The organism is Tenacibaculum tangerinum, assembly GCF_029853675.1.
GTDB lineage: Bacteria > Bacteroidota > Bacteroidia > Flavobacteriales > Flavobacteriaceae > Polaribacter > Polaribacter tangerinum_A.
In genome coordinates this window covers 3,395,653-3,421,892 of the sequence record NZ_CP122539.1, presented here as the reverse complement: position 1 = coordinate 3,421,892, position 26,240 = coordinate 3,395,653, and the positions used below count along the sequence as shown (strand labels likewise).

The 26,240-nt window shown below is 35.4% G+C and carries 34 protein-coding genes; 4 read left to right on the top strand and 30 right to left on the bottom strand.

Translation table 11 applies throughout. From position 1 onward, the window contains the following. Positions 1 to 49: 49 nt before the first annotated feature. From rpsD to rpsL, 30 genes are all read right to left on the bottom strand, one after another. On the bottom strand, positions 50 to 655 hold the full coding sequence (gene rpsD / locus P8625_RS15490) for a 30S ribosomal protein S4 (protein WP_279651327.1): 606 nt from the start codon (positions 653 to 655) through the stop codon (positions 50 to 52). Between the two features lie 138 nt (positions 656 to 793). Continuing rightward, a complete protein-coding gene (gene rpsK / locus P8625_RS15485; protein WP_047789818.1) occupies positions 794 to 1,180 on the bottom strand; it encodes a 30S ribosomal protein S11 in 387 nt (128 codons plus the stop codon). Between the two features lie 33 nt (positions 1,181 to 1,213). Further along, the gene (gene rpsM, locus P8625_RS15480) at positions 1,214 to 1,579 is read right to left on the bottom strand and encodes a 30S ribosomal protein S13 (protein ID WP_279651326.1); all 366 of its coding nucleotides are present in this window, start codon (positions 1,577 to 1,579) and stop codon (positions 1,214 to 1,216) included. 105 nt (positions 1,580 to 1,684) lie between these two features. Continuing rightward, entirely contained in the window at positions 1,685 to 1,801 is a 117-nt protein-coding gene (gene ykgO, locus P8625_RS15475; protein ID WP_013621733.1) for a type B 50S ribosomal protein L36, read from the bottom strand. Positions 1,802 to 1,888: 87 nt separating this feature from the next. Continuing rightward, positions 1,889 to 2,104, bottom strand: a complete 216-nt coding sequence (gene infA / locus P8625_RS15470; RefSeq protein WP_024740627.1) for a translation initiation factor IF-1 — start codon at positions 2,102 to 2,104, stop codon at positions 1,889 to 1,891. Between the two features lies 1 nt (position 2,105). After that, positions 2,106 to 3,425, bottom strand: a complete 1,320-nt coding sequence (gene secY, locus P8625_RS15465) for a preprotein translocase subunit SecY (protein ID WP_279652975.1) — start codon at positions 3,423 to 3,425, stop codon at positions 2,106 to 2,108. Positions 3,426 to 3,437: 12 nt separating this feature from the next. Further along, entirely contained in the window at positions 3,438 to 3,887 is a 450-nt protein-coding gene (rplO, locus tag P8625_RS15460; RefSeq protein WP_279651325.1) for a 50S ribosomal protein L15, read from the bottom strand. A gap of 12 nt (positions 3,888 to 3,899) precedes the next feature. After that, complete coding sequence (gene rpmD / locus P8625_RS15455) at positions 3,900 to 4,082, bottom strand: 50S ribosomal protein L30 (RefSeq protein WP_047789822.1); 183 nt, start codon at positions 4,080 to 4,082, stop codon at positions 3,900 to 3,902. A gap of 11 nt (positions 4,083 to 4,093) precedes the next feature. Further along, positions 4,094 to 4,618, bottom strand: coding sequence for a 30S ribosomal protein S5 (rpsE, locus tag P8625_RS15450; RefSeq protein ID WP_099215310.1), 525 nt, complete (start codon positions 4,616 to 4,618; stop codon positions 4,094 to 4,096). Positions 4,619 to 4,626: 8 nt separating this feature from the next. Continuing rightward, positions 4,627 to 4,977: a 50S ribosomal protein L18 gene (gene rplR, locus P8625_RS15445; RefSeq protein ID WP_279651324.1), complete on the bottom strand. Its 351-nt coding sequence runs from the start codon at positions 4,975 to 4,977 to the stop codon at positions 4,627 to 4,629. 18 nt (positions 4,978 to 4,995) lie between these two features. After that, entirely contained in the window at positions 4,996 to 5,541 is a 546-nt protein-coding gene (gene rplF, locus P8625_RS15440; RefSeq protein ID WP_279651323.1) for a 50S ribosomal protein L6, read from the bottom strand. 14 nt (positions 5,542 to 5,555) lie between these two features. After that, positions 5,556 to 5,954, bottom strand: a complete 399-nt coding sequence (gene rpsH / locus P8625_RS15435) for a 30S ribosomal protein S8 (protein WP_099215307.1) — start codon at positions 5,952 to 5,954, stop codon at positions 5,556 to 5,558. A 392-nt stretch (positions 5,955 to 6,346) separates the two neighbouring features. Beyond that, positions 6,347 to 6,616: a 30S ribosomal protein S14 gene (gene rpsN / locus P8625_RS15430; protein ID WP_279651322.1), complete on the bottom strand. Its 270-nt coding sequence runs from the start codon at positions 6,614 to 6,616 to the stop codon at positions 6,347 to 6,349. A gap of 4 nt (positions 6,617 to 6,620) precedes the next feature. Beyond that, on the bottom strand, positions 6,621 to 7,172 hold the full coding sequence (gene rplE, locus P8625_RS15425) for a 50S ribosomal protein L5 (RefSeq protein WP_279651321.1): 552 nt from the start codon (positions 7,170 to 7,172) through the stop codon (positions 6,621 to 6,623). A 2-nt stretch (positions 7,173 to 7,174) separates the two neighbouring features. Then, positions 7,175 to 7,483, bottom strand: a complete 309-nt coding sequence (gene rplX, locus P8625_RS15420) for a 50S ribosomal protein L24 (RefSeq protein WP_279651320.1) — start codon at positions 7,481 to 7,483, stop codon at positions 7,175 to 7,177. 14 nt (positions 7,484 to 7,497) lie between these two features. Next, a complete protein-coding gene (rplN, locus tag P8625_RS15415) occupies positions 7,498 to 7,866 on the bottom strand; it encodes a 50S ribosomal protein L14 (RefSeq protein ID WP_279651319.1) in 369 nt (122 codons plus the stop codon). A gap of 1 nt (position 7,867) precedes the next feature. Further along, positions 7,868 to 8,125 (bottom strand): 30S ribosomal protein S17, encoded by a 258-nt coding sequence (rpsQ, locus tag P8625_RS15410; protein ID WP_028890734.1) that lies wholly within the window; start codon positions 8,123 to 8,125, stop codon positions 7,868 to 7,870. Positions 8,126 to 8,143: 18 nt separating this feature from the next. Beyond that, on the bottom strand, positions 8,144 to 8,335 hold the full coding sequence (gene rpmC / locus P8625_RS15405) for a 50S ribosomal protein L29 (RefSeq protein WP_028890733.1): 192 nt from the start codon (positions 8,333 to 8,335) through the stop codon (positions 8,144 to 8,146). Positions 8,336 to 8,348: 13 nt separating this feature from the next. After that, on the bottom strand, positions 8,349 to 8,780 hold the full coding sequence (rplP, locus tag P8625_RS15400) for a 50S ribosomal protein L16 (protein WP_279651318.1): 432 nt from the start codon (positions 8,778 to 8,780) through the stop codon (positions 8,349 to 8,351). A gap of 19 nt (positions 8,781 to 8,799) precedes the next feature. Then, positions 8,800 to 9,522: a 30S ribosomal protein S3 gene (gene rpsC / locus P8625_RS15395; RefSeq protein WP_279651317.1), complete on the bottom strand. Its 723-nt coding sequence runs from the start codon at positions 9,520 to 9,522 to the stop codon at positions 8,800 to 8,802. Positions 9,523 to 9,533: 11 nt separating this feature from the next. Next, on the bottom strand, positions 9,534 to 9,938 hold the full coding sequence (gene rplV, locus P8625_RS15390) for a 50S ribosomal protein L22 (RefSeq protein ID WP_279651316.1): 405 nt from the start codon (positions 9,936 to 9,938) through the stop codon (positions 9,534 to 9,536). A gap of 9 nt (positions 9,939 to 9,947) precedes the next feature. Beyond that, positions 9,948 to 10,226: a 30S ribosomal protein S19 gene (rpsS, locus tag P8625_RS15385; RefSeq protein ID WP_028890729.1), complete on the bottom strand. Its 279-nt coding sequence runs from the start codon at positions 10,224 to 10,226 to the stop codon at positions 9,948 to 9,950. A 6-nt stretch (positions 10,227 to 10,232) separates the two neighbouring features. Further along, positions 10,233 to 11,057, bottom strand: coding sequence for a 50S ribosomal protein L2 (gene rplB / locus P8625_RS15380; RefSeq protein ID WP_279651315.1), 825 nt, complete (start codon positions 11,055 to 11,057; stop codon positions 10,233 to 10,235). 11 nt (positions 11,058 to 11,068) lie between these two features. Continuing rightward, complete coding sequence (rplW, locus tag P8625_RS15375; protein ID WP_279651314.1) at positions 11,069 to 11,359, bottom strand: 50S ribosomal protein L23; 291 nt, start codon at positions 11,357 to 11,359, stop codon at positions 11,069 to 11,071. 8 nt (positions 11,360 to 11,367) lie between these two features. Continuing rightward, positions 11,368 to 11,997 carry a 50S ribosomal protein L4 gene (rplD, locus tag P8625_RS15370; RefSeq protein ID WP_279651313.1) on the bottom strand — a complete coding sequence of 210 codons (630 nt, stop codon included), beginning with the start codon at positions 11,995 to 11,997 and terminating at the stop codon, positions 11,368 to 11,370. Beyond that, positions 11,997 to 12,614: a 50S ribosomal protein L3 gene (gene rplC / locus P8625_RS15365; protein ID WP_279651312.1), complete on the bottom strand. Its 618-nt coding sequence runs from the start codon at positions 12,612 to 12,614 to the stop codon at positions 11,997 to 11,999. Before rplC ends, rplD begins: the two co-directional genes overlap by 1 nt. 290 nt (positions 12,615 to 12,904) lie before the next feature. Continuing rightward, on the bottom strand, positions 12,905 to 13,210 hold the full coding sequence (gene rpsJ, locus P8625_RS15360; protein WP_024740605.1) for a 30S ribosomal protein S10: 306 nt from the start codon (positions 13,208 to 13,210) through the stop codon (positions 12,905 to 12,907). Between the two features lie 5 nt (positions 13,211 to 13,215). Then, positions 13,216 to 15,333, bottom strand: a complete 2,118-nt coding sequence (gene fusA, locus P8625_RS15355) for an elongation factor G (RefSeq protein WP_279651311.1) — start codon at positions 15,331 to 15,333, stop codon at positions 13,216 to 13,218. Between the two features lie 6 nt (positions 15,334 to 15,339). Beyond that, complete coding sequence (gene rpsG / locus P8625_RS15350; RefSeq protein ID WP_028890723.1) at positions 15,340 to 15,816, bottom strand: 30S ribosomal protein S7; 477 nt, start codon at positions 15,814 to 15,816, stop codon at positions 15,340 to 15,342. A gap of 32 nt (positions 15,817 to 15,848) precedes the next feature. After that, positions 15,849 to 16,229, bottom strand: coding sequence for a 30S ribosomal protein S12 (gene rpsL / locus P8625_RS15345; protein WP_279651310.1), 381 nt, complete (start codon positions 16,227 to 16,229; stop codon positions 15,849 to 15,851). Positions 16,230 to 16,533: 304 nt separating this feature from the next. Here rpsL and P8625_RS15340 point away from each other — a divergent pair, with 304 nt between their 5' ends. The 4 genes from P8625_RS15340 to P8625_RS15325 all read left to right on the top strand — a co-directional run bounded on the left by P8625_RS15340 (position 16,534) and on the right by P8625_RS15325 (position 26,193). Continuing rightward, positions 16,534 to 19,722 (top strand): SusC/RagA family TonB-linked outer membrane protein, encoded by a 3,189-nt coding sequence (locus tag P8625_RS15340; protein WP_279651309.1) that lies wholly within the window; start codon positions 16,534 to 16,536, stop codon positions 19,720 to 19,722. 19 nt (positions 19,723 to 19,741) lie between these two features. Continuing rightward, complete coding sequence (locus P8625_RS15335) at positions 19,742 to 21,289, top strand: SusD/RagB family nutrient-binding outer membrane lipoprotein (protein WP_279651308.1); 1,548 nt, start codon at positions 19,742 to 19,744, stop codon at positions 21,287 to 21,289. Positions 21,290 to 21,422: 133 nt separating this feature from the next. Further along, positions 21,423 to 24,683, top strand: coding sequence for a SusC/RagA family TonB-linked outer membrane protein (locus P8625_RS15330; RefSeq protein WP_279651307.1), 3,261 nt, complete (start codon positions 21,423 to 21,425; stop codon positions 24,681 to 24,683). A gap of 13 nt (positions 24,684 to 24,696) precedes the next feature. Beyond that, a complete protein-coding gene (locus P8625_RS15325; protein WP_279651306.1) occupies positions 24,697 to 26,193 on the top strand; it encodes a RagB/SusD family nutrient uptake outer membrane protein in 1,497 nt (498 codons plus the stop codon). Positions 26,194 to 26,240 lie beyond the last annotated feature (47 nt).

Genomic DNA, 26,240 nt, shown 5'->3' with positions numbered 1-26,240 from the left:
GAAGAAATACGAATGAACCCTTTGGCTGAATACCAATATGATTAATTTATTATTTAGAGTATAATTCTACGATTAACTGCTCTTTAATATTCTCAGGAATTTGTAATCTTTCTGGTACTTTTATAAAAGTTCCTGATTTCTGATCTGAATTCCAAGTTAACCACTCGTATACACTGCTGTTTGCAGCTAATGCATTTTCAATAGCTTCTAACGACTTCGACTTTTCTCTTACTGCTACTACATCTCCTTCTCTTAAACTATAAGATGGAATATTTACGATATCTCCATTCACAGTGATGTGACGGTGAGATACTAACTGACGTGCAGCTCTACGTGAATTCGCAATACCTAAACGGTATACTACGTTATCTAAACGAGATTCACATAATTGTAATAAGATTTCACCTGTTACTCCTTGAGAAGCTGATGCTTTTTTGAAAAGGTTACGGAACTGACGCTCTAAAATACCATAAGTGTATTTTGCTTTTTGCTTTTCCATTAACTGAACTGCGTATTCAGATTTTTTACCTCTTCTCTTACCTACTCCGTGTTGTCCTGGAGGGTAATTTCTTTTTTCGAAGTTCTTGTCGTCTCCGAAGATTGCTTCGCCAAACTTACGAGCAATTTTAGTTTTTGGTCCTGTATATCTTGCCATTTCTAATTAAAATTAGTAGGGATTATGAATTAAGGCGTACTCCTTCGATAATCTTTGAATCCTACTGTGTTAAAATACTTATTTTTTTTGCGCACAAAAGTACGCTAAAATAAAGTATAAGTTGAAAATGAATTCAACTTATACTCTTCTTCTTTTAGGTGGACGACATCCGTTGTGAGGAATAGGAGTAACATCAATGATTTCTGTTACCTCAATACCTGAATTGTGGATAGATCTGATTGCAGATTCTCTACCGTTCCCTGGTCCTTTAACATACACTTTTACTTTACGTAAACCTGCTTCTTTAGCAACGTTTGCACAATCTTCTGCTGCTAATTGAGCTGCGTAAGGAGTGTTCTTTTTAGAACCTCTAAAGCCCATTTTTCCTGCAGATGACCAAGAAATTACGTCACCTTTTTTGTTTGTTAAAGAAATAATAATATTGTTGAAAGAGGCAGTTACGTGAGCTTCACCAACTGATTCTATTACAACTTTACGTTTTTTTGTTACTTTAGACTTTGCCATAATTCTTTACTATTAGTAAAAAATAATCAATGATTATTTTTTCTTGTTAGCTACAGTTTTTCTCTTACCTTTTCTTGTACGAGAGTTATTCTTTGTTCTTTGTCCACGTAATGGTAAACCAAGTCTGTGACGAATACCTCTTTGACATCCGATGTCCATTAAACGTTTAATGCTTAATTGAACTTCAGAACGCAACTCACCTTCAATTTTGTAAGTTCCAACTTGCTCACGAATTGCTGCAATTTGATCATCGGTCCAATCTTGAACTTTGATGCTTTCATCTATGTTAGCAGCTTCTAAAATCTCTTTAGCTCTGCTTCTTCCTATACCAAAGATATATGTTAAAGCGATAACACCTCTTTTATTCTTTGGAATATCTATACCTGCGATTCTTGCCATATAATTTAGTTTTTAGCTGTTAGCTTTTAGTTGTTAGAATCCTAAACATTGCTATTTCAGACAGATTCATCTAACTACTAATTACTAATGACTAGTGTCTTTTTATTATCCTTGTCGTTGTTTAAATCTAGGATTTTTCTTATTTATTACGTATAATCTGCCTTTTCTGCGTACTATTTTGCACTCGGCACTTCTTTTCTTAATTGATGCTCTTACTTTCATCTTTTTTAGTTTAAAAGTTTAAAAGTTTAAAGATTAAAAGGAAACTCATTTACAACTTTCTTCTCTATAACTTTACAACTTAGTGTGTTAGTATCTGTAAGTAATTCTTGCCTTTGATAAATCATACGGACTCATTTCTAACTTTACCTTATCTCCTGGTAATAGTTTGATGTAATGCATACGCATTTTTCCTGAAATGTGAGCCGTAACAATATGTCCGTTCTCTAATTCTACTCGAAACATTGCATTTGATAATGCTTCTGTTATAGTTCCGTCTTGTTGAATTGCTGGTTGTTTAGCCATATTATTTTAATGATTTTCTATTACTGTTACCTGTTTTCATCAAACCGTCGTAACGACTATTTAATAAGTACGAATTAATTTGCTGAATGGTATCTATAGCAACTCCTACCATAATAATCAATGATGTTCCTCCATAAAACATTGCCCAGTTTTGAGTTACCCCAAACTTTACAATAATAGCTGGTAAAATAGATAACGCTGCTAAAAATATAGATCCTGGTAGTGTAATTTTTGACAATACTGAATCTAAATAATTGGCTGTTTCTTCACCTGGCTTATATCCTGGAACAAAACCATTACTTCTTTTTAAGTCCTCAGCCATTTTATTCGTTGGAATCGTAATCGCTGTGTAGAAGTAACTAAATACAATGATTAGTAACGCAAATATTACATTGTACCATAAACCGTTCATATCAGTTAAACTATTAAATGCTGGATATTTTTGCCCTAATGCTATTGGTAAAAACATAATAGCTTGTGCAAAGATAATTGGCATTACACCTGCTGCATTCAATTTTAATGGAATGTACTGGCGTGCACCATCAACATCTTTAATGTTTGTAACGGCTGTACGACGTGCATATTGAACAGCAACTTTACGTACTGCGGTAACTAATAATACGGTTAACAAGATTACTACAAACCAAACTATTAATTCGATTAAAATCATCATAATTCCTCCAGCACCAGCAGTTTGCTTAGAAACTAATTCTTGAATAAATGCTGCTGGAAAGTTTGCAATAATACCAACAGTAATTAATAATGATATTCCATTACCAACTCCTTTATCAGTAATACGCTCTCCTAACCACATGGCAAAAATTGTTCCTGCACTTAAAAGAATGATAGATGATATCCAAAATGTTGCTCCTGTTACTAAGAATGCTTCTTGCGGTAAACCCATTTGATTTTGAATTACTCCAATATAGGTTGGTGCTTGAAACAAGGTTATAGCAATCGTAAGCCATCTTGTTATTTGCGTAATCTTCTTACGTCCACTTTCTCCATCTTTTTGTAATTTTTGCAAATAAGGTACCGCAATACCCATTAATTGAACTACAATTGATGCAGAAATATAAGGCATTATACCAAGTGCCATTACCGACGCTCTAGCAAATGCCCCACCTGTAAATGCGTTTAATAAACCTAAAAGCCCACCGTCAGTACTGTCTTTTAATGCCGATAACTGTGTAGGGTCAATTCCTGGTAAAGGAACTGCAGCCATAAAGCGGTATACAGCGATTAAACCTAGGGTTAAAAGTAATTTTTCTTTTAACTCTTCAATCTTCCAAATGTCTTTTAAAGTATTTATAAAATTCATCATTTACAATTCTTATAATGTTACTGCTTCACCTCCAGCTGCTTCAATAGCTGCTTTTGCTGATGCTGTAAATTTGTGTACAGTTATATTTAATTTAGCTTTTAACTCTCCACCACCTAATATTTTTACTAGGTCGTTTTTACGAGCCAATCTGTTTTCTACTAAAACATCTAAATTAACTGTATCTGTTATTTTTCCGTTATCTACTAATGCTTGTAACTTATCTAAATTCACGCCAACATATTCTTTACGATTAATGTTAGTGAAACCGAATTTAGGTACACGTCTTTGAAGTGGCATTTGTCCTCCTTCAAATCCTATTTTACGAGAATAACCAGAACGAGATTTAGCTCCCTTGTGTCCTCTTGTAGAGGTACCTCCGTGACCAGAACCTTCTCCACGAGCGATTCTTTTACCGCTTTTTGTAGATCCTGCTGCTGGTTTTAAGTTATGTAAACTCATCTTTATATTGTCTTATTTAATTTCTTCTACAGAAACTAAGTGTGAAACTTTACTTACCATACCCAAAATTGTAGCTGATGCTTCATGTTCTACAGTTTGGTTCATCTTACGTAAACCTAACGCCTCTAACGTTCTTTTTTGATTTTTAAGGCGACCGATTTGACTTTTTACTTGTGTAACTCTAATTTTACTCATCGTCTTAAATTTTAACCGTTAAAAACTTTCTCTAAAGATATACCTCTTTGCTTAGCAATAGTTGCTGCACTACGTAATTGTAATAACGCATCAAAAGTTGCTTTTACTACGTTGTGAGGATTTGATGATCCTTGAGATTTTGATAATACGTCTTTAATACCAACAGCTTCTAATACTAAACGTACAGCACCCCCGGCAATAACCCCGGTACCGTGTGAAGCTGGCTTGATGAATACTTTCGCTCCACCAAATTTACCTTTTTGTTCGTGTGGTAATGTTCCTTCTAAGATTGGAATACGTACTAAATTTTTCTTTGCGTCTTCTACTGCTTTTGCAATTGCTGAAGAAACATCTTTAGACTTTCCTAATCCGTGACCTACAACACCGTTACCATCTCCAACTACTACGATTGCAGAGAAACCGAATGCTCTACCCCCTTTAGTTACTTTGGTAACACGTTGTACACCTACTAATTTATCTACAAGCTCTAATCCGCTTGGTTTTACTCTTTCTACGTTTTTATATCCTAACATAATATAATTTCTTAAAATTTTAAACCAGCTTCTCTTGCAGCGTCTGCCAATACTTTCACTCTACCGTGGTATAAATACCCGTTACGATCGAAAGCAACAGTATCTACACCTGCTTTAGCTGCTTTTTCAGCAATTGCTTTTCCTACTGCTGTAGCTGCTTCTGCTTTAGAACTTGATGTAATTTCTTTATCTCTTGATGATGCAGCTGCTAATGTTACACCAGCAACGTCATCAATTAACTGAGCATAGATTTCTTTGTTACTTCTAAAAACTGATAATCTTGGTTTTTCAGCTGTACCTGTAACTATTTTTCTAATTCTATGCTTAATTCGTTGTCTTCTTTCAAGCTTTGATAATGCCATAATAATTTCTCTTATTTATTATGCAGATTTACCTGCTTTTCTTCTTAATACTTCTCCTACAAACTTAATTCCTTTTCCTTTGTAAGGTTCTGGCTTACGGAATGAACGAATTTTTGCTGCAACTTGACCTACTAATTGTTTGTCAAATGAAGTTAACTTTACGATTGGATTCTTACCTTTTTCAGATACGGTTTCAACCTTAACTTCTGGAGCTAAATCTAAAATAATGTTATGAGAGAAACCTAAGGCTAAATCTAATTTTTGTCCTTGGTTAGATGCTCTATAACCAACACCTACTAACTCTAACTCTTTAGTAAAACCTTTACTTACACCTTCAACCATGTTATTGATTAAAGCACGATACAAACCGTGTGCAGCTCTATGATCTTTACTTTCTGATGGTCTTTCTAAAGTGATCGTACCATCTTCAACTTTTACAGTAATTCCAGATTTAATTTCTTGAGTTAACTCTCCTAATTTACCTTTTACTGTAACCACATTGTCGTTTACTTTTACTTCAACACCTTGTGGCAATGCGATTGGATTTTTTCCTATTCTACTCATCTTACAAAATGTTTTTAGTAAACGTAACACAATACTTCTCCACCAACGTTCTCTTGTCTTGCTTTTTTGTTTGTCATTACACCTTTCGATGTAGAAACAATTGCAATACCTAATCCGTTTAATACTCTTGGCATTTCTTTAGCGCCAACGTATCTACGTAAACCTGGTGTTGAAATTCTTTGAATTTTTCTGATTACTGATTCTTTCGTATCACGATCGTATTTTAACGCTATCTTAATAGTTCCTTGAACTTTATCTTCATTGAACTGATAACTTAAAATGTAACCTTGATCGAACAAAATCTTCGTCATTTCCTTCTTCAATTTTGAAGCAGGAACTTCAACTACTCTGTGATTTGCTGCAATAGCATTTCTCACTCGAGTAAGAAAATCCGCGATTGGATCTGTATACATAGTTAATTAAATTGCGGTTTTGGTTTTTAGTAATTTCTGTTGTACCTACGGCGAATCCGTAATTACTAAACCTGAAACCAGTTAATACTTATTTTTCTTGTTTTTTACCTGATTATCTTACCCTTACAAATTGGCAGCAAACTTTTTAGCTTTTTACCATTATTTTTTGGGCGTAATTACCCCATAAAAAACAGAGTGCAAATATACATAAACTTTTTAAAAATCAAACGTTTTTAGTGATTATCCTTTTTAGTATCAAAATATTACGTTTTGTTAAGCTTATTTTTGTCTAAAAAAGTGTGTCTATTCACTAATTAACGTTTTTTTGAACAAAAAAAGGCGTATAACTTTGTTTTGTTACACACCTTTGTTTTTGTATTTAAAGAGCTATTTTACCAGCTTGCTTTCTTTACTCCTGGAATTAATCCTTGGTTAGCCATTTCACGGAAAGTAACACGTGAAATTCCGAACTGACGCATATATCCTTTTGGACGTCCAGTTAATTTACAACGATTGTGTAATCTAACTGGTGATGCGTTTTTTGGTAACTTTTGTAATGCTTCATAGTCTCCAGCTTCTTTTAAAGCTTTTCTCTTTTCAGCGTACTTAGCAACCGTTTTAGCTCTTTTGCGCTCACGCGCTTTCATTGATTCTTTAGCCATCTTATTAATTCTTTTTAAATGGTAATCCTAATTCTCCTAATAATGACTTTGCTTCTTTATCAGTGCTAGCAGATGTTACAAATGTAATATCCATACCACTAATTTTTTTCACTTGGTCAATATTAATCTCTGGGTAGATGATTTGTTCGGTAATACCTAAGTTGTAATTACCTCTACCATCAAAACCATTTGCTTTGATTCCGTTAAAGTCTCTTACACGTGGCAAAGAGGCAGTTACCAATCTATCTAAAAATTCGTACATTTTATCTCCTCTTAACGTAACTTTTGCTCCGATTGGCATTCCTTTACGTAATTTGAAGTTTGCAACGTCTTTTTTAGAAATGGTAGATACTGCTTTTTGACCTGTAATTGTTGTTAACTCATCAATTGCATATTCTATTAACTTCTTATCTGCTATAGCTGCGCCTACCCCTTTGCTTACAACGATTTTTTGTAATTTAGGTACTTGCATTACATTGCTATAACCAAACTCATCAGTAAGAGCTTTGATAACTCTGCTCTTGTACTCTTCTTTTAATCTTGGTACGTAACTCATTGTTATATTGCTTTATCTGATTTTTTTGACACTCTTACTTTTTTATCTCCTTCCATTTTATATCCAACTCTTACTGCTTCTCCATTTTCGGTTAAAGCTACGTTTGATATGTGTAATGGTGCTTCTTTCTTTACAATTCCTCCTTGTGGATTTGTAGCGCTTGGTTTAGTGTGTTTAGACACCATGTTTACACCTTCTACTACTACTCTATCCTTATCTTTAAGAATTTGTAACACTTTTCCTTCAGATCCTTTGTGATCTCCTGCTATAACTTTAACAGTATCTCCTGATTTAATTTTAAATTTTTTCATTTTAAAATTTGATTTTATAACACCTCAGGTGCTAATGATACTATTTTCATAAATTGTTTCTCACGTAATTCACGAGCCACAGGTCCGAATACACGAGTTCCTCTCATTTCCTCTGCAGGATTTAAAAGTACACAAGCATTATCATCAAATCTGATATACGATCCGTCTTTACGTCTAACTTCTTTCTTAGTACGAACAACAACTGCACGAGATACTTGACCTTTCTTTACAGTTCCGTTTGGAGTTGCAGATTTTACCGATACTACGATTTTATCTCCAACGCTAGCGTAACGCTTTTTTGTTCCTCCTAAAACTCTTATCACTAAAACTTCTTTTGCTCCAGTGTTATCTGCGACTTTTAATCTTGATTCTGTCTGTAACATATTATTTAGCTCTTTCTAGGATTTCTACTAATCTCCAACGTTTAGATTTACTCATAGGACGCGTTTCCATGATCCTTACAGTATCACCTTCGTTGCAATCGTTATTCTCGTCATGTGCAACGTACTTCTTCGTTTTTAATACGAACTTTCCGTACATTGGGTGTTTTACTCTTTTTACCTCGCTAACTACGATAGATTTCTCCATTTTGTTGCTAGATACTACACCGATTCTCTCTTTTCTAAGATTTCTTTTTTCCATCTTTAAAACTGACTAGAATTATTGTAATTCTCTTTTAGTTAACTCTGTAGCAATTCTTGCCACAGTTTTTCTTAAGCTACGTAACTCTAATGGGTTTTCCAATGGAGTTATGGCGTGAGCCATCTTAAGATCAGTATAATTTTTCTTCAACGCCCCTAGCTTTTCTTGTAAGTCAGCTGTTGATAATTCTTTAATTTCTGATTGTTTCATGATCTAATTAGAATTAAGCGTTATAATCAAAATCTCTTGCTATTACAAACTTCGTTTTTACAGGAAGTTTTTGCGCTGCTAAACGTAGTGCTTCTTTTGCTATGTGCATTGGCACTCCACCAACTTCAAACAAAATTCTACCTGGTTTCACAACAGCAACAAAATGATCGGGTGCCCCTTTACCTTTACCCATACGTACCTCTAATGGTTTCTTAGTGATAGGTTTGTCTGGGAAAATTTTAATCCAAAGTTGCCCTTCTCTTTTCATATAACGAGTTGCCGCAATACGAGCTGCCTCAATTTGACGAGAGGTAAGTAAGTTCTGGTCTAATGATTTGATACCAAACATTCCGTTAGAAAGTTGAGTACCTCTACCAGAATTACCATTCATATTTCCTTTCGCCTTCTGTACCTTACGGTATTTTACTCTTTTTGGCTGTAACATTTTTAATTTCTTTTAAAAATTATTTTCTTCTGCGAGGTTGACGTTTACCATTACCACCACCTTTGTTTCCACTACCTTTTTGCTTCGATAGTCCAACTAATGGAGATAATTCACGTTTTCCATAAACCTCACCTTTCATAATCCATACTTTCACACCGATTCTTCCGTATGTAGTATGTGCTTCAACAAGTGCATAATCGATATCTGCTCTGAAGGTAGAAAGAGGAATTCTTCCTTCTTTGTAATGCTCAGAACGTGCCATTTCAGCTCCGTTTAAACGACCTGATAATTGCACTTTTATTCCTTCTGCATTCATTCTCATTGCAGCAGCGATTGCCATTTTAGTAGCTCGCTTGTAAGAAATTCTGTTTTCGATTTGACGTGCAATACTTGATGCAACTAATCTTGCATCTAATTCTGGACGTTTAATTTCGAAAATATTAATTTGAACTTCTTTACCAGTAATTTTCTTAAGCTCTTCTTTTAACTTGTCTACCTCTTGACCTCCTTTACCAATAATGATACCTGGACGTGCTGTAGTGATAGTAACGGTTACAAGTTTTAAAGTACGCTCAATAATAATTCTTGATACACTTGCCTTTGATAATCTAGCATATAAATACTTTCTTATCTTATCATCTTCAGCAATCTTATCTCCGTAGTCATTTCCACCGTACCAGTTAGATTCCCATCCTCTGATAATTCCTAAACGATTTCCTATTGGATTTGTCTTTTGTCCCATTTCTACTTTGATTAATTACTGTTGTTTTTAGTTCCTAACTCTAAAGTTACGTGATTAGAACGCTTACGAATTCTGTGTGCACGCCCTTGCGGAGCTGGTCTTAACCTTTTTAACATACCTGCGCTATCAACACAAATTGATTTTATGTATAATCCAGCATCTTCGATACTTGCATCTTCATTTTTAGCTTGCCAGTTAGCAATTGCTGATAATAATAACTTTTCTAAGTTACGTGATGCTTCTTTTGGACTGAATTTTAAGATTTGTAAAGCTTTTTCAACTTCTACTCCTCTTACTAAATCTGCTACCAAGCGCATTTTTCTTGGTGATGTAGGACAATTAGTTAATTTAGCGAAAGCTCTCGACTTTCTAGCTTCTTTTAACTGTGTTGCCATGTTATGTTTACGACTTCCCATAATTTCCTACTATTTTTTACCTTTATTTTTTGCACCTGCGTGCCCTCTAAACGAGCGTGTTGGTGAAAATTCGCCTAATTTATGACCTACCATGTTTTCAGTAACGTAAACTGGTACAAACTGACGTCCGTTATGAACTGCAATTGTTTGTCCTACGAAATCAGGAGTAATCATACTTGCTCTAGACCAAGTTTTGATAACTGACTTACTACCTGCTTCTACGTTAGCTAACACTTTTTTCTCTAACTTATAGTGAACGTAAGGTCCTTTTTTTAATGATCTTGCCATGGTTTATTATTTCTTTCTACGTTCTACGATATACTTATTACTAGCTTTGGTCTTTGATCTAGTCTTATATCCTTTCGCAGGAATACCGTTTCTAGATCTTGGATGCCCTCCAGAAGAACGTCCTTCACCACCTCCCATTGGGTGATCAACTGGGTTCATTCTTACTGCATTTGTTCTTGGTCTTCTTCCTAACCATCTACTTCTACCTGCTTTACCTGAAACTAATAATTGGTGGTCTGAGTTAGACACTACTCCAATAGTAGCCATACAAGTTAATAAGATCAATCTTGTTTCTCCAGAAGGTAATTTAACTGTTGCATATTTACCTTCTTTTGCAACTAACTGAGCAAAAGCTCCAGCAGAACGAGCCATCACAGCTCCTTGACCTGGGTGTAATTCAATACAAGAAATTGTAGTACCTAAAGGAATTTGACTTAAGCTCATTGCATTTCCAACTTCTGGACTTGCTTCCTTTCCTGAAATGATTGTTTGCCCTACTTTTAATCCGTTTTGTGCTATCACATAACGCTTTTCACCATCAGCATAACTAACTAAAGCAATAAATGCAGTACGATTTGGATCGTACTCGATAGTTTTTACTGTTGCAGGAACACCTTGCTTATCTCTTTTAAAATCGATAATACGGTATTTTTGTTTATGACCTCCACCAATGTTACGTGTAGTCATTCTACCCTGGTTGTTTCGACCTCCAGATCGTTTTTTCGAAGCTAATAAAGATTTCTCCGGCTTATCAGTAGTAATGGTGTCGAACCCATTTACAACTCTAAAACGCTGACCTGGTGTTATTGGTTTTAATTTTCTAACTGACATTCTGTCTTTTCTTAAAGATTGTTATAAAAATCAATAGTTTCTCCTTCAGCTAACTGAACGATCGCTTTCTTGTATCCACTTGTTAATCCAGTTACTAAACCTTTTTTGGTGTATTTAGTTTTTCTTTGTGCTGGATAATTCATTGTTTTTACAGATTCAATCGCTACACCGTAAGCAGCTTCAACAGCTCCTTTGATCTCTAATTTGTTAGCTTTTTTGTTTACAACAAATGCATAACGGTTGTTTAACTCGCTATCATTTGTAGCTTTTTCTGTAATAATAGGTTTAATTAAAATACTCATCTTGTTCCCTATTTACTTAAATTAGACTCAATTCCTTCTAGAGAGCTTTCAGAAATAACTACTTTGTTAGCATTTAAAACGCTGTATGTGTTAATTCCTGAAGCATCTACTACTTTAGAACCTTTTAAGTTACGAGATGATAAGTAAACATTTTTACTTTCTTCACCTAATACGAATAAAGACTTTTTAGTGTCTAATTCTAAAGCTTTTAATACATTGATAAATTCTTTAGTTTTTGGTGCTTCAAAATTAAAGTCTTCTACCACTACTAAATTATTATCTTTTGCTTGCATACTTAAAGCCGACTTACGTGCTAAACGCTTTAAGTTTTTATTTAACTTAAAAGAATAGTTTCTTGGTCTTGGACCGAACATACGTCCTCCACCTCTAAAAACACCAGACTTGATACTACCTGCACGTGCAGTACCTGTTCCTTTTTGTTTTTTTATCTTTCTTGTACTACCAGCAATCTCAGCTCTTTCTTTCGATTTATGAGTACCTTGTCTTTGATTTGCCAAATACTGCTTTACATCTAAATAAATTGCGTGATCATTTGGCTCAATTCCGAATACCTCGCTAGAAAGTTCAACTTTTCTACCAGTATCTTTTCCTGTAATATCTAATACTGCTACTTTCATTATTTCTCGATAGTTACATAAGAGTTTTTGTGACCAGGAATTGCTCCTTTTACAACGATAAGATTCTTATCGGCAACCACTTTTAAAACTCTTAAATTTTGAACTTTTACTTTGTCTCCACCCATACGACCTGCCATGCGCATTCCTTTGAATACTCTTGCAGGGTATGATGCTGCACCAATTGAACCAGGAGCTCTTAAACGGTTATGTTGACCGTGAGTTGCTTGTCCAACCCCACCAAAACCGTGGCGTTTTACAACACCTTGAAATCCTTTACCTTTAGAAACACCCGATACATCAACGAATTCTCCTTCAGTAAATAATTCAACAGTAATAGAGTCCCCTAATTGGTACTCTCCTTCAAATTCTTGAAATTCAACGACCTTTCTTTTAGCAGAGGTACCAGCTTTTTTAAAGTGACCATCTAAAGCTTTGTTAGAGCTTTTTGCTTTTTTGTCATCGAAACCAAGTTGTAACGCGTTATAGCCGTCAACCTCTTCGGTTCTGACTTGGGTAACAACGCAAGGACCCGCTTCGATTACAGTACAAGGAATGTTCTTCCCGTTCTCATCGAATAAGCTGGTCATTCCTACTTTTCTTCCTATTAACCCAGACATATTTGTTAATTTTCAGACGAATAGATATTTTTTTATCCAGCGCGTCTATTAATAAAATAATTATTTGAAACAAATGTTTCTTAATTCCCTTTAAGTTTCTCAAAAAAAAAGAGCGAAAACGCCTTCACTCTCTGAATTTGTTTTTACCGTTTTTCCTTCGCGAAACCCTCAGGACATGTGATTTCTGAATACTTTTCAGAAATTTCAACACTCCGAAACTAAAATTTCGGTGTGCAAAAGTATAAAAAACTTTCGGCTTAACAAAATTAAACCGAAAGTTATTGATTTACTTATACTTTAATCTCAACTTCAACTCCACTTGGTAACTCCAACTTCATTAAAGCATCAATAGTTTTTGAAGAAGAACTATAGATATCTAATAATCTTTTGTAAGCAGATAATTGAAATTGCTCTCTTGATTTTTTGTTTACGTGTGGTGAACGTAAAACGGTAAAAATCTTTTTATTTGTTGGTAAAGGAATTGGTCCGTTTACTACAGCACCAGTACTCTTTACTGTCTTTACGATTTTCTCAGCAGACTTGTCTACTAAATTATAATCATAAGACTTTAACTTTATTCTAATTTTTTGACTCATCTTAATTAACCTTTAGCGTTTGCGATTACTTCTTCAGCAATGTTACTTGGAGTTTCTGCATAGTGAGAAAATTCCATTGTAGAAGTTGCTCTACCTGAAGACAATGTTCTTAATGCTGTAACATATCCGAACATTTCTGATAATGGAACGATTGCTTTTACTACTTTAGATCCAGCACGGTCGCTCATATCGTTTACTTGACCACGTCTTCTGTTTAAATCTCCAACGATGTCTCCCATATTTTCTTCTGGAGTTAACACCTCTAATTTCATCATTGGTTCCATGATTACAGCTCTTGCAGCTTTTGCAGCAGCTTTGTAACCCATTTTAGCAGCCAATTCGAATGATAACTGATCAGAATCTACAGGGTGGAATGAACCATCCTTTAAAGTAACCTTCATCGCATCCATTTCGTATCCTGCTAATGGGCCATTTTTCATGGCTTCCTTGAATCCTTTTTCTACAGAAGGAACAAATTCCTTAGGAATGTTACCACCTTTAATAATAGACTCAAACTGTAATCCTGTTACACCTTCATCAGCTGGTTCCATAGTAAATACAATGTCAGCAAACTTACCACGTCCACCAGATTGTTTCTTGTAAACCTCTCTGTGATCTGCAGCAGCAGTAATAGCTTCTTTGTACTCTACTTGTGGTTGTCCTTGATTTACTTCAACCTTAAACTCACGCTTTAAACGGTCTACAATAATATCTAAGTGTAACTCACCCATTCCTGAAATTACCGTTTGACCTGAAGCTTCGTCTGTTTTTACAGTAAATGTTGGATCTTCTTCAGCTAATTTTGCTAAAGCCATACCTAACTTATCTACATCGGCCTTCGTTTTAGGCTCTACAGCAATACCGATTACTGGATCTGGGAAATCCATAGATTCTAAAACGATTGGATGCTTTTCATCAGATAAAGTATCTCCTGTTTTAATATCTTTAAATCCTACGGCAGCCCCGATATCACCTGCTTCGATAAAATCAATTGCATTTTGCTTGTTAGAGTGCATTTGGTAGATACGTGAAATACGCTCTTTTTTTCCAGAACGGTTGTTCAACACATAAGAACCTGCATCTAAACGACCAGAATACGCACGGAAGAATGCTAAACGACCTACGAAAGGATCGGTAGCAATTTTAAACGCTAAAGCAGAAAATGGTGCTTTTGCATCTGGCTTACGAGTTTCTTCTTCACCTGTATCAGGATTCGTACCTACGATATTTTCTCTATCCACAGGAGAAGGTAAATAACGACATACAGCATCTAATAAGAACTGTACTCCTTTATTCTTAAATGAAGAACCACATATCATTGGAATGATAGACATATCCATTACAGCAGCTCTTAGCGCAGCATGCACTTCTTCTTCTGTAATTGAATCTTCATCTTCCATATATTTCTCTAATAAGTTTTCGTCATAAGCAGCAACCTCCTCGATTAACTTACCACGTAACTCATGAGCTTCTTCTTTTAATTCTTCTGGAATATCTACAATATCAAATGTTGATCCGTAGTTATCATCATGCCATACAATAGCACGGTTTTTAACTAAATCAACAATTCCTTTAAAGTCTGCTTCCTCACCAATATTGATAACGATTGGCACTGCGTTAGACTTTAACATATCTTTTACTTGCTGACAAACTGCTAAAAAGTTCGCTCCTTGACGGTCCATTTTGTTAACAAAACCGATACGAGGCACTTTATAGTTATCAGCTAAACGCCAGTTAGTTTCAGATTGCGGCTCCACTCCATCAACCGCAGAGAATAAGAACACCAATCCGTCTAATACACGTAACGAACGGTTTACCTCTACAGTAAAGTCAACGTGCCCTGGAGTATCAATAATATTAAAGTGGTACCCTTTCGCATCAGCAGTAGGTTGTCCGTTTTCTGTTGGGAATTGCCATGTACAAGTAGTTGCTGCTGAAGTAATAGTAATACCTCTTTCTGCTTCTTGCTCCATCCAGTCCATTGTAGACGCTCCATCGTGAACTTCTCCAATTTTATGAGATACTCCTGTATAGAAAAGAATACGCTCTGTTGTTGTTGTTTTACCAGCATCAATATGAGCAGCAATACCAATATTTCTTGTATATTTTAAATCTCTTGCCATTTCTTATTAAAATCTAAAGTGTGAGAATGCTTTGTTTGCTTCAGCCATCTTATGAGTATCAACTCTCTTTTTAACAGCAGCTCCTTCTTCTTTAGCAGCAGCTAAAATCTCAGCGGCTAAACGCTGTGCCATTGTCTTTTCATTACGCTTTCGCGCATAAGAAATCATCCATTTAATCGCCATAGACACCTTACGGTCTGGACGAATTTGCATTGGAATTTGGAATGTTGCTCCACCCACACGGCGAGAACGTACTTCTACGTGAGGCATCACGTTAGATAAACCATCTTTCCACACTTCTAAAGCTGACTTTTCTTCGTCAGTTTTCTTTTCATTTACGATATCCATTGCATCGTAAAACACTTTGAACGCTACAGATTTCTTACCGTCCCACATTAAGTTATTCACAAAACGTGTAACTAATTGATCGTTGAATCTTGGATCCGGTAACAAAACTCTTTTTTTAGCTCTTCTTTTCCTCATGTCTTTACATTAAAAAAGTTACTAATTATTTTTTACTTTTTGTCTTTAGGGCGTTTTGCACCGTACTTAGACCTGCGTTGGGTTCTACCCTCAACACCTGCAGTATCTAATGCTCCACGTACCACGTGATATTTAACACCTGGTAAATCTTTTACCCTTCCACCTCTAACTAATACTATCGAGTGCTCTTGCAAGTTGTGCCCCTCACCTGGGATATACGCGTTGATTTCGTTACCATTTGTTAAACGCACCCTTGCTACCTTACGCATTGCTGAGTTAGGTTTTTTAGGTGTAGTGGTATACACACGCGTACAAACACCACGTCTTTGTGGACATGCTTGTAAAGCAGCCGATTTACTCTTCTTAGTTATTTTGGTTCTTCCTTTACGAACTAATTGTTGAATAGTTGGCATACTAAATTATTACTTGTTTTTAATTTGTACTTAAATCTCTAATTTTTAAGAGGCTGCAAATGTACGATAATTTTCCTATTATTCAAATATCAAGGAATTATTTTATAAAACATTCTTCACGCAGCGTTGTGCAAATTTAAACCAATCAACATTTACAGCTAGTGTTCTAATAAGTATTATTAAAACACTACCATAAAACAGATAAAGTATAATTTACTTCTGAGCTTTTTAGAATATTTTAACAAATACCTTGTTTTTTTAAGTTTTATTTATGACTTTTGACTCAATTAATTCAAATAATCACATGATGAAAACAAAGTTTAATGGAATTTTAACGCTATTCCTAGCGTTGATTGTGCAAATATCCTTTGCGCAAGAAAAAACGATTTCAGGTACGGTTTCTGACGAAACAGGACCTTTACCTGGAGTTAATGTATTAAAAAAAGGAACAAATACAGGTACAGAATCAGATTTTGATGGAAAATTTTCTATCAATGCAAAGGCTGGAGATGTTCTTATTTTTAGTTTTGTTGGGATGAAAACCCAAGAAAAAATAGTTGGTGCTTCTAACACAATGAACATCACTATGACTAACGACAACGTTCTTGACGAAGTTGTTGTAACAGCTCTTGGTATTAAGAGAGAGAAAAAGAGTTTAGGTTTTGCTCAACAATCTGTAGACAGCGAACAGCTGACTCAAACGAGAGAAGTTGACATTAACAACTCTATTGCAGGTAGAGTTGCTGGGGTACAATTAATAGGTGCTCCTTCTTCTGGTTTTGGTAATGCCTTGATTCGTTTGAGAGGTGAACAAGATCTACTATATGTTGTTGACGGTATTAAAGTAGAAAGTTCTGCTGACATCAATACCGATGACATAGAAGATTTAAGTGTACTTAAAGGTAGTGCTGCAACAGCATTATATGGTCCTATTGGTAAAAACGGTGTTGTTATTATTACAACTAAGAAAGCTAAGAGCGGAAAAACATCCGTAGTTTTAGACCAATCTGTACAGGTATCTAATGTATACATTCTTCCAGATTACCAAAATCAATACGGTGGTGGATATACACAACAATTTGGTGTTTTAAATGGTCAAAACATTCCTAACTATGCTGCTGATGAGTCTTGGGGACCAAGATTAGATGGTACTTTAGTTAGACACTGGGATAGTTGGATACCAGGATCTTCTGAATATGGAAAGTTAAGACCATGGTCTCCTAGTGAAAATGATGTTGAAGATTTTTTCAACACTGGTCTTTCTACAAATACCTCTTTAACCTTTTCTAAAGGTGGCGAAGACTACAATATTAAAGCTTCTTTAAGAAACTTTGACGTTGATGGTGTTATGCCAAACTCAAGTAGAGATTTAAGACAGGTTGGTTTGAGTGCTAGTTTTGATATTAGTGATAAGTTCGAAGTGTATGCTAATGCGAACTACCAGTACAGAACTACTGTGAACGATCCTATTGGAGGTTATGGAAGTGTAGCATCTAACTTCAACCAATGGTGGCAAAGACAATTAGATTTTAAGCGTTTAAGAAACAGCTACAATCAAAATGGTCAGTTCTATACTTGGAACATAAGAAGTACCAGTAACATTAATCCTCTATATTGGGATTCTCCTTATTTTGAAACAGATCAAAATCTTAAAAATCAAACAAAAAATGCCACTTTTGGTAATATTGGATTAAACTTCGACGCTACTGATGATTTAAAGTTTAACGTTGAATTAAGAAGAACTGTGAATTCATACAGAAGCGATTCGAGAGTTGCTTTTGGCGGTTTAAATCAAACGTCTTATACTGAAAGAGACGAAACCATAAGCACTACAGAGTTTTTTGCCGCTGCTACTTACCAAAAAGATTTAAGTGAAAGTCTTGATTTAACCGCTACTGCAGGTACTGAATTAAGACAATGGCAAAGAAGATATATTGAAGGAGCTACTGTAGGTGGTTTAACGATACCTGGCATTTACACTGTTGCCTCTTCTAAAGACAGACCTGAATATACGAACAGAGAGTGGAACGAGAAAAACAGAGGACTTTTTGCTACGGCATCTCTTGGGTTTAACGATATGTTATACTTAGACGGTTCTGTGAGAAGTGACTGGAACTCTAAAGCTAATCGCGATAATAATAGAAAAATTACGTATGGAGGTTCTGCGAGTTTCCTATTCCATAAGTTAATTGATAGTGAAGCTTTTTCTTTTGGTAAAGTAAGAGTAGGATATGCAGAAGCTCCAGATTTCCCTGGATTAAACAGATTAGATCAAACGTATATTACAGGAGCTTCTTACAACGGAACTGTACCTTTTTACTCTACAGCTAACCAAGCAAATCCATTGATTGAAGGAGGTAAAAGAACAGAACTTGAGGTTGGTACTGAATTACAGTTTTTTGCTAATCGCTTGCGTTTAGATTTCACATACTTTGACAGAAAGGATGAGCAAATACCTATTGATATTCCATTGTCTCCTGCTACAGGTTATACTTCATCAGCAATTAACTCTGGAAAGTTTACTTCTACAGGTTTTGAAGTATCTCTTGGTGCTACCCCTGTTAAGAACGAAAATTTCACATGGGATGTAGGAATTAACTTTGCTACTTTAAAGAGAGTAGTAGACGAATTGTATATTGACCCAGTAACTGGAGAAGAAATTACTTCTCAAACCTTAGCTAACTCATGGAGAGGTTTACAATTACAAGCTAGAAAAGGTGAAGAGTGGGGTGCTTTTTATGGTAGAAAAATTACTAGAGATGACAATGGCAATATGTTATTAGATAGTCAAGGTAGAATTCAGTTCGAACAAAACCAATATTTGGGTAATTTGTTACCTGACTTCACCGGTGGTTTTAACAACTCATTTTCTTACAAGGGCATCAATCTATCTTTCAACATTGATTTCCAAAAAGGAGGTAAATTCTTCTCTGTAACACAAATGTTTGGTCACTACTCAGGATTGTTAACTCCTACTGTTGGAGACAACGCTTTAGGAAACCCCGTTAGAGATGATGTAAGCGGAGTTAATGTTCCTGCTCCTACCCCAGACGATCCAAACGCTACTAACCCTAATGTGATTTATGGAGACAGTACAGCCAATGCAAATACTGGAGGGGTGTTAGTAGAAGGAGTTGATTCAACTAGTGGACAGCCAATTTCATATTATGTAGAATCTCAAACTTATTGGAACAGATTATTCGCACTTCACGAAAGATGGATTTACGATGCTTCTTACGTTAAGTTAAGACAAATTTCACTAGGCTATGACTTACCTGCTAAAATTTTCACAAATACTTTTGTTGAAGGTATTTCTGTAAACGCTTTTGCAAACAATGTTTGGCTAATTTACTCTGACGTAGAGGGTGTTGATCCTTCAGAGATAGAAAACACTAATGGTGGATCTGGTATTGGTCAAGGATATAGATGGGCTGAAGGTGGACAATTACCTAGTAGTAGAACATTTGGTATGAATATCAAGGTTAAATTTTAATTAAAATAGCATTTTAACAATGAAAAAATTAATATTAAAGGGATTTGCAGTTACAGCAATTATTGCGTCGTTAGTCAGCTGTGAATCATATGATTTCGGGTCAACAAGTGATAACTTGAATAACCCTTCAGATCCTTTACCACCATCTTTATTAACTGGTGCACAAGGGTCATTAAGCGGAGCTTTGAGCTTAAATTCGACAGCTACACCTTCTTTATATGTACAACATTTATCGCAAACACAATATACAGAAGAATCGAGATATCAAACAATTAACTTTAATTGGAATATTACTGGAAGTGGTGCTGACCCAACAAAACCTGAAGCCACAGTGAGTTTATATAACAAACCCTTACAGGCATTAAAAACTATTATTGACATCAACTCAGACCCTACTACTAAAGAAGCTATGGCTGCTTATGGTTCTAACAATAACCAAATAGCGGTTGCTAAAATAATGTGGGCTTATTATTTTCAATGGATGACAGATCGTTGGGGTATGTTACCTTACACAGAAGCTTTCGGTGGGGTTCAACAACCTTATCCTAAGTATGATAGTCAGGAATCTATTTACAAAGACTTATTTGATAAAATTGATGAAGCGGTAGCTCAAATGGACGGCGGTAGTGGTCCTGATGGTGATATTATTTTTAACGGAAACATGTCTCAATGGAAAAAGTTTGCCAATACTTTAAAAATGAACATGGCTATTCGTTTAGCAAAAGTGTATCCTAGCCCAACTGGTTATGCAGCAACAAAGTTTAATGAAGCCATGGGTGGTGCAATCTCATCTGTGAGTGAAAATATTATGTATCCATGTATCGATAACGATTCTTTTGACAACCCTTATCAAGACGATTACGTTGATGCAGGTAGAACAGATGAATGCTTAAGTGATGTTCTAGTTGATAAAATGTTAGCTACTAACGACCCACGTCTACCTATGTTTGGTGAACCAGCAGAATCTTCAGGTACTTTTGTAGGTTTGCAATACGGTTGGGCAGATGCCGGTTCTATACCTAACGCCGATGTTTCTTTTATGAATAATGATTTGATTCTTGAAAGTACTACTTCATTACCAATGTTTACCTATGCTCAAATTGCTTTCAATAAAGCTGAAGCTGTTTTGTTAGGATGGATTCCTGGTAATGCTCAAACTTATTACGAAGAAGCTATTCTAGCTTCTATGGAACAATGGGAAGTAGAACCTATCAGAATAGATGAAATTCCTCAACCTGATGGAACGATTCTGGAGGTGGAAGTAGATGTATATGATGAATATTTAAACCGTCCAGAAGTTACCTTCGACGCAGCTAATGCAATGAATCAAATTGCTGAACAAAAGTGGTTAGCTTTGTTTTATCAACCCTACGAAGCATGGGCTGAGTGGAGAAGGTTAGACTATCCTGTTTTAACACCTGCGGTAGATGCATTAACTGGTAATAGCATACCTGTAAGACATGCCTATCCTAGTAATGAACCTACTCAAAACAAAGTAGGTTATGATGCAGCCGTTGCTGCACAAGGTACAGACGACCTTTTCACTAAATTATGGTGGGACAAATAATATAATTAAATTTAGAAAATAACTATCTAAAAGCCTCATGGATTTAAACCCATGAGGCTTTTTTATGTTAAAAAATTGTTTATTTAAGATTTATTTAAGATTTTAGCGGTTAATTAATTCAAATAATTACATAATGAGAACAAAGTTTAATGGAATTTTAACGCTATTCCTAGCGTTGGTTGTGCAAATATCCTTTGCGCAAGAAAAAACGATTTCAGGTACTGTTTCAGATCAATCTGGTCCATTACCGGGGGTTACCATACTAAAAAAAGGTACTACTCAGGGTACTGAAACCGATTTTGATGGAAATTACACTATTCAAGCAAAAACTGGAGATGTCTTAGTTTTTAGTTTTGTTGGAATGAAATCGACTGAAAGAACTGTCGGGTCTTCTAATCAAATGAATGTTGTTTTAGAGACAGATAACTTACTAGAAGAAGTCGTTGTTGTAGGTTATGGTACAACGACTAAAAAGGCTTATGCTGGTACAGCATCTGTGGTTAAAGCTGAAAACATTGAAGCTAAATCATTTTCAAATGTATCTCAAGCTTTAATTGGTGAGGTAGCGGGTGTAAATGTAATAAACACTTCTGGGCAACCTGGTACCGTTGGTACAGTGCGTATTCGTGGTTATGGTTCTGTAAACGGTAACCGTAATCCTTTATATGTTGTAGATGGGGTACCCTATGGTAACAGTTTGAACTCTATCAATCCAGCAGATATTGAGAGTACAACTATCTTAAAAGATGCAACAGCAACTGCTATTTATGGTTCACGTGGAGCCAACGGTGTTGTTTTAATTACAACTAAAAAAGGTAGTAAAAGCAATTCTTACATTGAAGTTGATGTAAAAACTGGGGTTAATGATCAATTAATTCCTCGATATGATGTAATCACTTCTCCAGAAGAGTATATTGGTTATGTTTGGGAAGGTATAAAAAATAAAGCTGCAATTGATGGTAGACCTGACCCTATTGGTTTTGCTAATGACAATCTTTTTACAGGTAACTATGTTGCTCCTGGTTATAACATGTGGAACGTTACTAGTGGTGCAGATTTAATAGACCCACAAACTAGTGAAGTATTACCTGGAGTTACAAGAAAATACACACCTAAAAGATATGCTGACTTAGCTTTTAATCCTGCTATTAGAACTGAGGCTAATGCTCGTTTTGGTGGAGGTAGCGAAAACACTACTTACTTTGCCTCTTTTGGTTATTTAGATGACAATGGTTATGCTCTCAATACAGGTTTTCAAAGATACTCTACACGTTTAAACCTTACTACAGATATTAAACCTTGGTTAAAAGTGAGTTCTAATATTGGTTATAATTTCTCTGAAAGATTAGCAAACGGACAAATTGTAGGTTCAGAAAATGTTTTTGAATTTGCTGATAAAATGGCTCCTATCTTCCCTGTCTTTTTAAGAGATGATAACGGACAGTTAGTTCCAGATCCTTTTTACGGAGGTTATCAGTACGATTATGGTTCTCTTTCAGGATTTAGAGATAGACCAAATGCAAATGGACTAAACCCAATTGGTTCTGCTAATTACGATGTAAACAGAAGAAATGCTCATGCAATCGATGGTAATTTTTCTTTTGAAATTAAATTTACAGATTACTTAAAAGCAGAAGTTAGGTACGGTGCTCAATACACTACAAGACAAAACAAAAACTACACTAATAAGTTTTATGGAGGTGGTCAGTCTACTGGAGGTGACTTATTTGTTACAGATGAAACTTTCTTAACTCAAAATTTTTTACAGCTATTAAGGTTCAATAAAAACTGGAGTAATCATTCATTAGAGGTGTTGGCTGCACATGAATCTACTGAGTACACAGCAACCGATGCTACTCAATGGAAAGGTTTACAAGTTAGTCCTTTTAATTTAGATTTAAACAACTTTCAGAGTGAACTAGCGCTTCCTACTGGTTTTAGAGAAGGATATACTATCGAATCGTACTTTGCACAAGCTAATTATAACTATATGCAAAAATACTTTTTAACTGGTTCTGTAAGAACTGATGGTTCTTCTCGTTTCTTAAAAGATAAGTGGGGAGTATTTGGTTCTGTTGGTGCTGCTTGGATTTTAAGTAACGAAAACTTCTTAAGTAATAATAATTTATTCCGTTTCTTAAAACTTAAAGCTTCCTATGGTGTTACTGGTGATCAAGCTGGTGTTGGGTTTTACTCTGGCGCAGATGACTTTATTTTAGGTAACCTTTCTGGTAATATTTCAATTTCTCCTGATGGTAATGGTAATGCTGATTTGACTTGGGAAACTTCAAGACAATTTCAGGTAGGTACTGAATTTACCTTAGGTAACTTCTTAGATGGTACTGTTGACTATTATCAAAAGAGAACTGATAACTTGATTTTTGATAGAAGGGTTGGTCCTTCGCAAGGTATTGCTATCATCACAGTAAATGATGGAGAACTGCTAAACGCTGGTTTAGAATTTCAATTAACAGGACACTTAATCAAAAAAGAAAGATTTGCACTAGATTTATCTGTTAACGGTGAGGTTGCAAGTAATGAAATCACAAGAATGCCTGTTGACCCTGCCACAGGAGCAGAAAAGTATTTAGATAATTCAAATGGAAATTACGGATATTCTGTTGGTAGGTCTATCTATGATTTTTACATGAGAGAGTGGGCTGGGGTTGACCCTGCCGATGGTGCTCCAATGTGGTATCAATATTATGATGACAAAAATGACAATGGAGTTTTAGATGCTGGAGAGGCTGGTTTTGCTATTCCTGATGATAACGGTAACAACACAAATCAAACAGGTTCAATAGTAGAATATGAGCAAAGAGTACCAGATGCTAATATCAAAAAAGCCGTTACTAAAACATATTCAAACGCAACTGAGGTATACGCTAACAAATCATTAATTCCAGATGTTAGAGGTGCCTTTAGATTAGCTGCTAGATTAGGAGATTTCAACTTATCTTCTCAGTTTACGTATAGTTTAGGTGGTTATGCTTATGATGGACAGTATGCTGAATTAATGGCTGACCGTTTTGGTGCAGTTGGTAATAATTTTCACAAAGACATAGTTAATAGATGGAGAAACCCTGGGGATATTACTGATGTGCCTAGATTGGCTGATGGTACAGACCAAAATTCAACTTCTGGTTCTACAAGATTTTTAACTAGTACAGATTATCTTGCTTTAAATAATATCAGTTTAGGATACACCATTCCTGCTCGATTTATCGAAAACTCAGGTGTTGACATGGTGAATATCTCACTTACTGGAGATAATTTATACATGAATACTGCTCGTGAAGGTTTCTTGCCCAACACAAGAGAATCAGGAAACTCAGGAAGAAGATTATATGCACCTATGTCTACCCTTACTTTAGGTGTTAGAGTTAAATTTTAAAACAATATTTACAATGAGAAATAATATAATAAAATTAAGTTTACTATCTTCCTTACTTTTTTTAGGGTATGGTTGTGGTGATGATTTTTTAGATGATCCTATAAAAGAAGGAACTGAAACTTTATCTTCAGTTCAGCTGGAAGAAGCTATAGCTATTGACCCTGAAGTAACTAATGCTTTGATGACGGGTGTTTATTCTTTAACATTCCAGACAGAAACTGGGGGTACTGGTGGACATGATGATTTTGGTCAAAAAGCATATGATATTTTTGGAGACATGCTATCTGGTGATATGGCTTTGAGTCAAAGTGTATACGGATGGTATAGAGCCAGCATTACTGAATTTCAAGGACCTAGTGATTTCACTTTTCTTGACAATTATCAAGTTTGGAGATACTACTACAGAATAATAAGAGCTTGTAATCAGGTTATCGATGGTTTAGGTGGAATGGACGTTATTCCTGAGAGTGATGAAAATAAATACATCATGGGTCAAGCAAAAACATTGAGAGCTCACTCTTATTTTTACTTAACCCAATTCTTTCAGAAAGAATACAATCCTTCTGAGTTGATATTGCCTATCTATAGAAATTCAACAGAAAAGAATGGTCCAAAAGTAAGTGCTGAAGAAATCTATACTTTAATCGAAGGTGATTTGAAAGATGCTATTACTTTACTTGAAGGTTTTAATAGATCAAACAAAACAGAAATAAATCAAGATATTGCTCACGCTGTATACGCCTATGTGTTGGCAGCTAAAGGAGAATATGGTGATGCATACACACATGCTGCTGCTGTTGTAAATGGAGGAGCCTATACTTTAATGCAAGGTGGAGAATTAACAGGAGGTTTTAATAACTTAGCCACATCAGGGTGGATGTGGGGTGTTGATTTGAATACTGAAATTGGATTAGGTTTAATATCATGGTGGGGACAAATGGACTATTATAGTTATAGCTATCCAGCCTTTGGTGATTTTAAATCTATTGATCAGTCTTTATTTGATGCCATACCTGCTGATGATGTTAGAAAAGGTCAGTTTTTTAATAATACTTCTTTTGGTGAACACTTAATGCCATTGTTTAAGTTTTATGATGAAAACAGACAGAGATATGGAGCTTCACAAACTGTACAAGCAGACTATGTTTACATGCGTGTAGCTGAAATGCACTTATTGGCTGCCGAAGCTGCTGCAAAATCTGGCGCTGAGGGTACTGCTAAAACTATGTTGAAAAACTTTGTAGCAACAAGAGTTCCTGATGCTTCTTATATAGATGCACTGGGTGGTCAGTCTTTATTAGATGAAATTTACTTACAAACTCGTATAGAATTATGGGGAGAAGGTAAGAGCTACTTAGCTATGAAGCGTAATAAAGCTACAATTACCAGAGGTTCTAATCACCTTTCTTTTGTAGGTGTACCGATACAGTATAATGATGAGAGATTGACTTTTGAAATTCCAGAATCTGAAATTCAAAACAATCCTTTTGTCTCAGATCAAAACCAATAAAGATATTAGAAACACTATTTCTAATTATCAGAAATAGTGTTTTTTCT

What these genes read in the sequence shown, in the direction of transcription:
- rpsD (WP_279651327.1), bottom strand. Translation starts at nt 655, where the DNA reads ATGGCAAGATATACAGGACCAAAAACTAAAATTGCTCGTAAGTTTGGC.
- rpsK (WP_047789818.1), bottom strand. Translation starts at nt 1,180, where the DNA reads ATGGCAAAGTCTAAAGTAACAAAAAAACGTAAAGTTGTAATAGAATCA.
- rpsM (WP_279651326.1), bottom strand. Translation starts at nt 1,579, where the DNA reads ATGGCAAGAATCGCAGGTATAGATATTCCAAAGAATAAAAGAGGTGTT.
- ykgO (WP_013621733.1), bottom strand. Translation starts at nt 1,801, where the DNA reads ATGAAAGTAAGAGCATCAATTAAGAAAAGAAGTGCCGAGTGCAAAATA.
- infA (WP_024740627.1), bottom strand. Translation starts at nt 2,104, where the DNA reads ATGGCTAAACAACCAGCAATTCAACAAGACGGAACTATAACAGAAGCA.
- secY (WP_279652975.1), bottom strand. Translation starts at nt 3,425, where the DNA reads ATGAATTTTATAAATACTTTAAAAGACATTTGGAAGATTGAAGAGTTA.
- rplO (WP_279651325.1), bottom strand. Translation starts at nt 3,887, where the DNA reads ATGAGTTTACATAACTTAAAACCAGCAGCAGGATCTACAAAAAGCGGT.
- rpmD (WP_047789822.1), bottom strand. Translation starts at nt 4,082, where the DNA reads ATGAGTAAAATTAGAGTTACACAAGTAAAAAGTCAAATCGGTCGCCTT.
- rplR (WP_279651324.1), bottom strand. Translation starts at nt 4,977, where the DNA reads ATGGCATTATCAAAGCTTGAAAGAAGACAACGAATTAAGCATAGAATT.
- rplF (WP_279651323.1), bottom strand. Translation starts at nt 5,541, where the DNA reads ATGAGTAGAATAGGAAAAAATCCAATCGCATTGCCACAAGGTGTTGAA.
- rpsH (WP_099215307.1), bottom strand. Translation starts at nt 5,954, where the DNA reads ATGTATACAGATCCAATCGCGGATTTTCTTACTCGAGTGAGAAATGCT.
- rpsN (WP_279651322.1), bottom strand. Translation starts at nt 6,616, where the DNA reads ATGGCTAAAGAATCAATGAAAGCGCGTGAGCGCAAAAGAGCTAAAACG.
- rplE (WP_279651321.1), bottom strand. Translation starts at nt 7,172, where the DNA reads ATGAGTTACGTACCAAGATTAAAAGAAGAGTACAAGAGCAGAGTTATC.
- rplX (WP_279651320.1), bottom strand. Translation starts at nt 7,483, where the DNA reads ATGAAAAAATTTAAAATTAAATCAGGAGATACTGTTAAAGTTATAGCA.
- rplN (WP_279651319.1), bottom strand. Translation starts at nt 7,866, where the DNA reads ATGTTACAGACAGAATCAAGATTAAAAGTCGCAGATAACACTGGAGCA.
- rpsQ (WP_028890734.1), bottom strand. Translation starts at nt 8,125, where the DNA reads ATGGAAAAAAGAAATCTTAGAAAAGAGAGAATCGGTGTAGTATCTAGC.
- rpmC (WP_028890733.1), bottom strand. Translation starts at nt 8,335, where the DNA reads ATGAAACAATCAGAAATTAAAGAATTATCAACAGCTGACTTACAAGAA.
- rplP (WP_279651318.1), bottom strand. Translation starts at nt 8,780, where the DNA reads ATGTTACAGCCAAAAAGAGTAAAATACCGTAAGGTACAGAAGGCGAAA.
- rpsC (WP_279651317.1), bottom strand. Translation starts at nt 9,522, where the DNA reads ATGGGACAAAAGACAAATCCAATAGGAAATCGTTTAGGAATTATCAGA.
- rplV (WP_279651316.1), bottom strand. Translation starts at nt 9,938, where the DNA reads ATGGGAAGTCGTAAACATAACATGGCAACACAGTTAAAAGAAGCTAGA.
- rpsS (WP_028890729.1), bottom strand. Translation starts at nt 10,226, where the DNA reads ATGGCAAGATCATTAAAAAAAGGACCTTACGTTCACTATAAGTTAGAG.
- rplB (WP_279651315.1), bottom strand. Translation starts at nt 11,057, where the DNA reads ATGTCAGTTAGAAAATTAAAACCAATAACACCAGGTCAGCGTTTTAGA.
- rplW (WP_279651314.1), bottom strand. Translation starts at nt 11,359, where the DNA reads ATGAGTATTTTAATTAAACCTATTATTACAGAAAAAGCTACAAATGAT.
- rplD (WP_279651313.1), bottom strand. Translation starts at nt 11,997, where the DNA reads ATGAAAGTAGCAGTATTAGATATTACAGGAAAAGATACTGGTAGAAAA.
- rplC (WP_279651312.1), bottom strand. Translation starts at nt 12,614, where the DNA reads ATGTCTGGGTTAATAGGAAGAAAAGTAGGAATGACCAGCTTATTCGAT.
- rpsJ (WP_024740605.1), bottom strand. Translation starts at nt 13,210, where the DNA reads ATGAGTCAAAAAATTAGAATAAAGTTAAAGTCTTATGATTATAATTTA.
- fusA (WP_279651311.1), bottom strand. Translation starts at nt 15,333, where the DNA reads ATGGCAAGAGATTTAAAATATACAAGAAATATTGGTATTGCTGCTCAT.
- rpsG (WP_028890723.1), bottom strand. Translation starts at nt 15,816, where the DNA reads ATGAGGAAAAGAAGAGCTAAAAAAAGAGTTTTGTTACCGGATCCAAGA.
- rpsL (WP_279651310.1), bottom strand. Translation starts at nt 16,229, where the DNA reads ATGCCAACTATTCAACAATTAGTTCGTAAAGGAAGAACCAAAATAACT.
- P8625_RS15340 (WP_279651309.1), top strand. Translation starts at nt 16,534, where the DNA reads ATGATGAAAACAAAGTTTAATGGAATTTTAACGCTATTCCTAGCGTTG.
- P8625_RS15335 (WP_279651308.1), top strand. Translation starts at nt 19,742, where the DNA reads ATGAAAAAATTAATATTAAAGGGATTTGCAGTTACAGCAATTATTGCG.
- P8625_RS15330 (WP_279651307.1), top strand. Translation starts at nt 21,423, where the DNA reads ATGAGAACAAAGTTTAATGGAATTTTAACGCTATTCCTAGCGTTGGTT.
- P8625_RS15325 (WP_279651306.1), top strand. Translation starts at nt 24,697, where the DNA reads ATGAGAAATAATATAATAAAATTAAGTTTACTATCTTCCTTACTTTTT.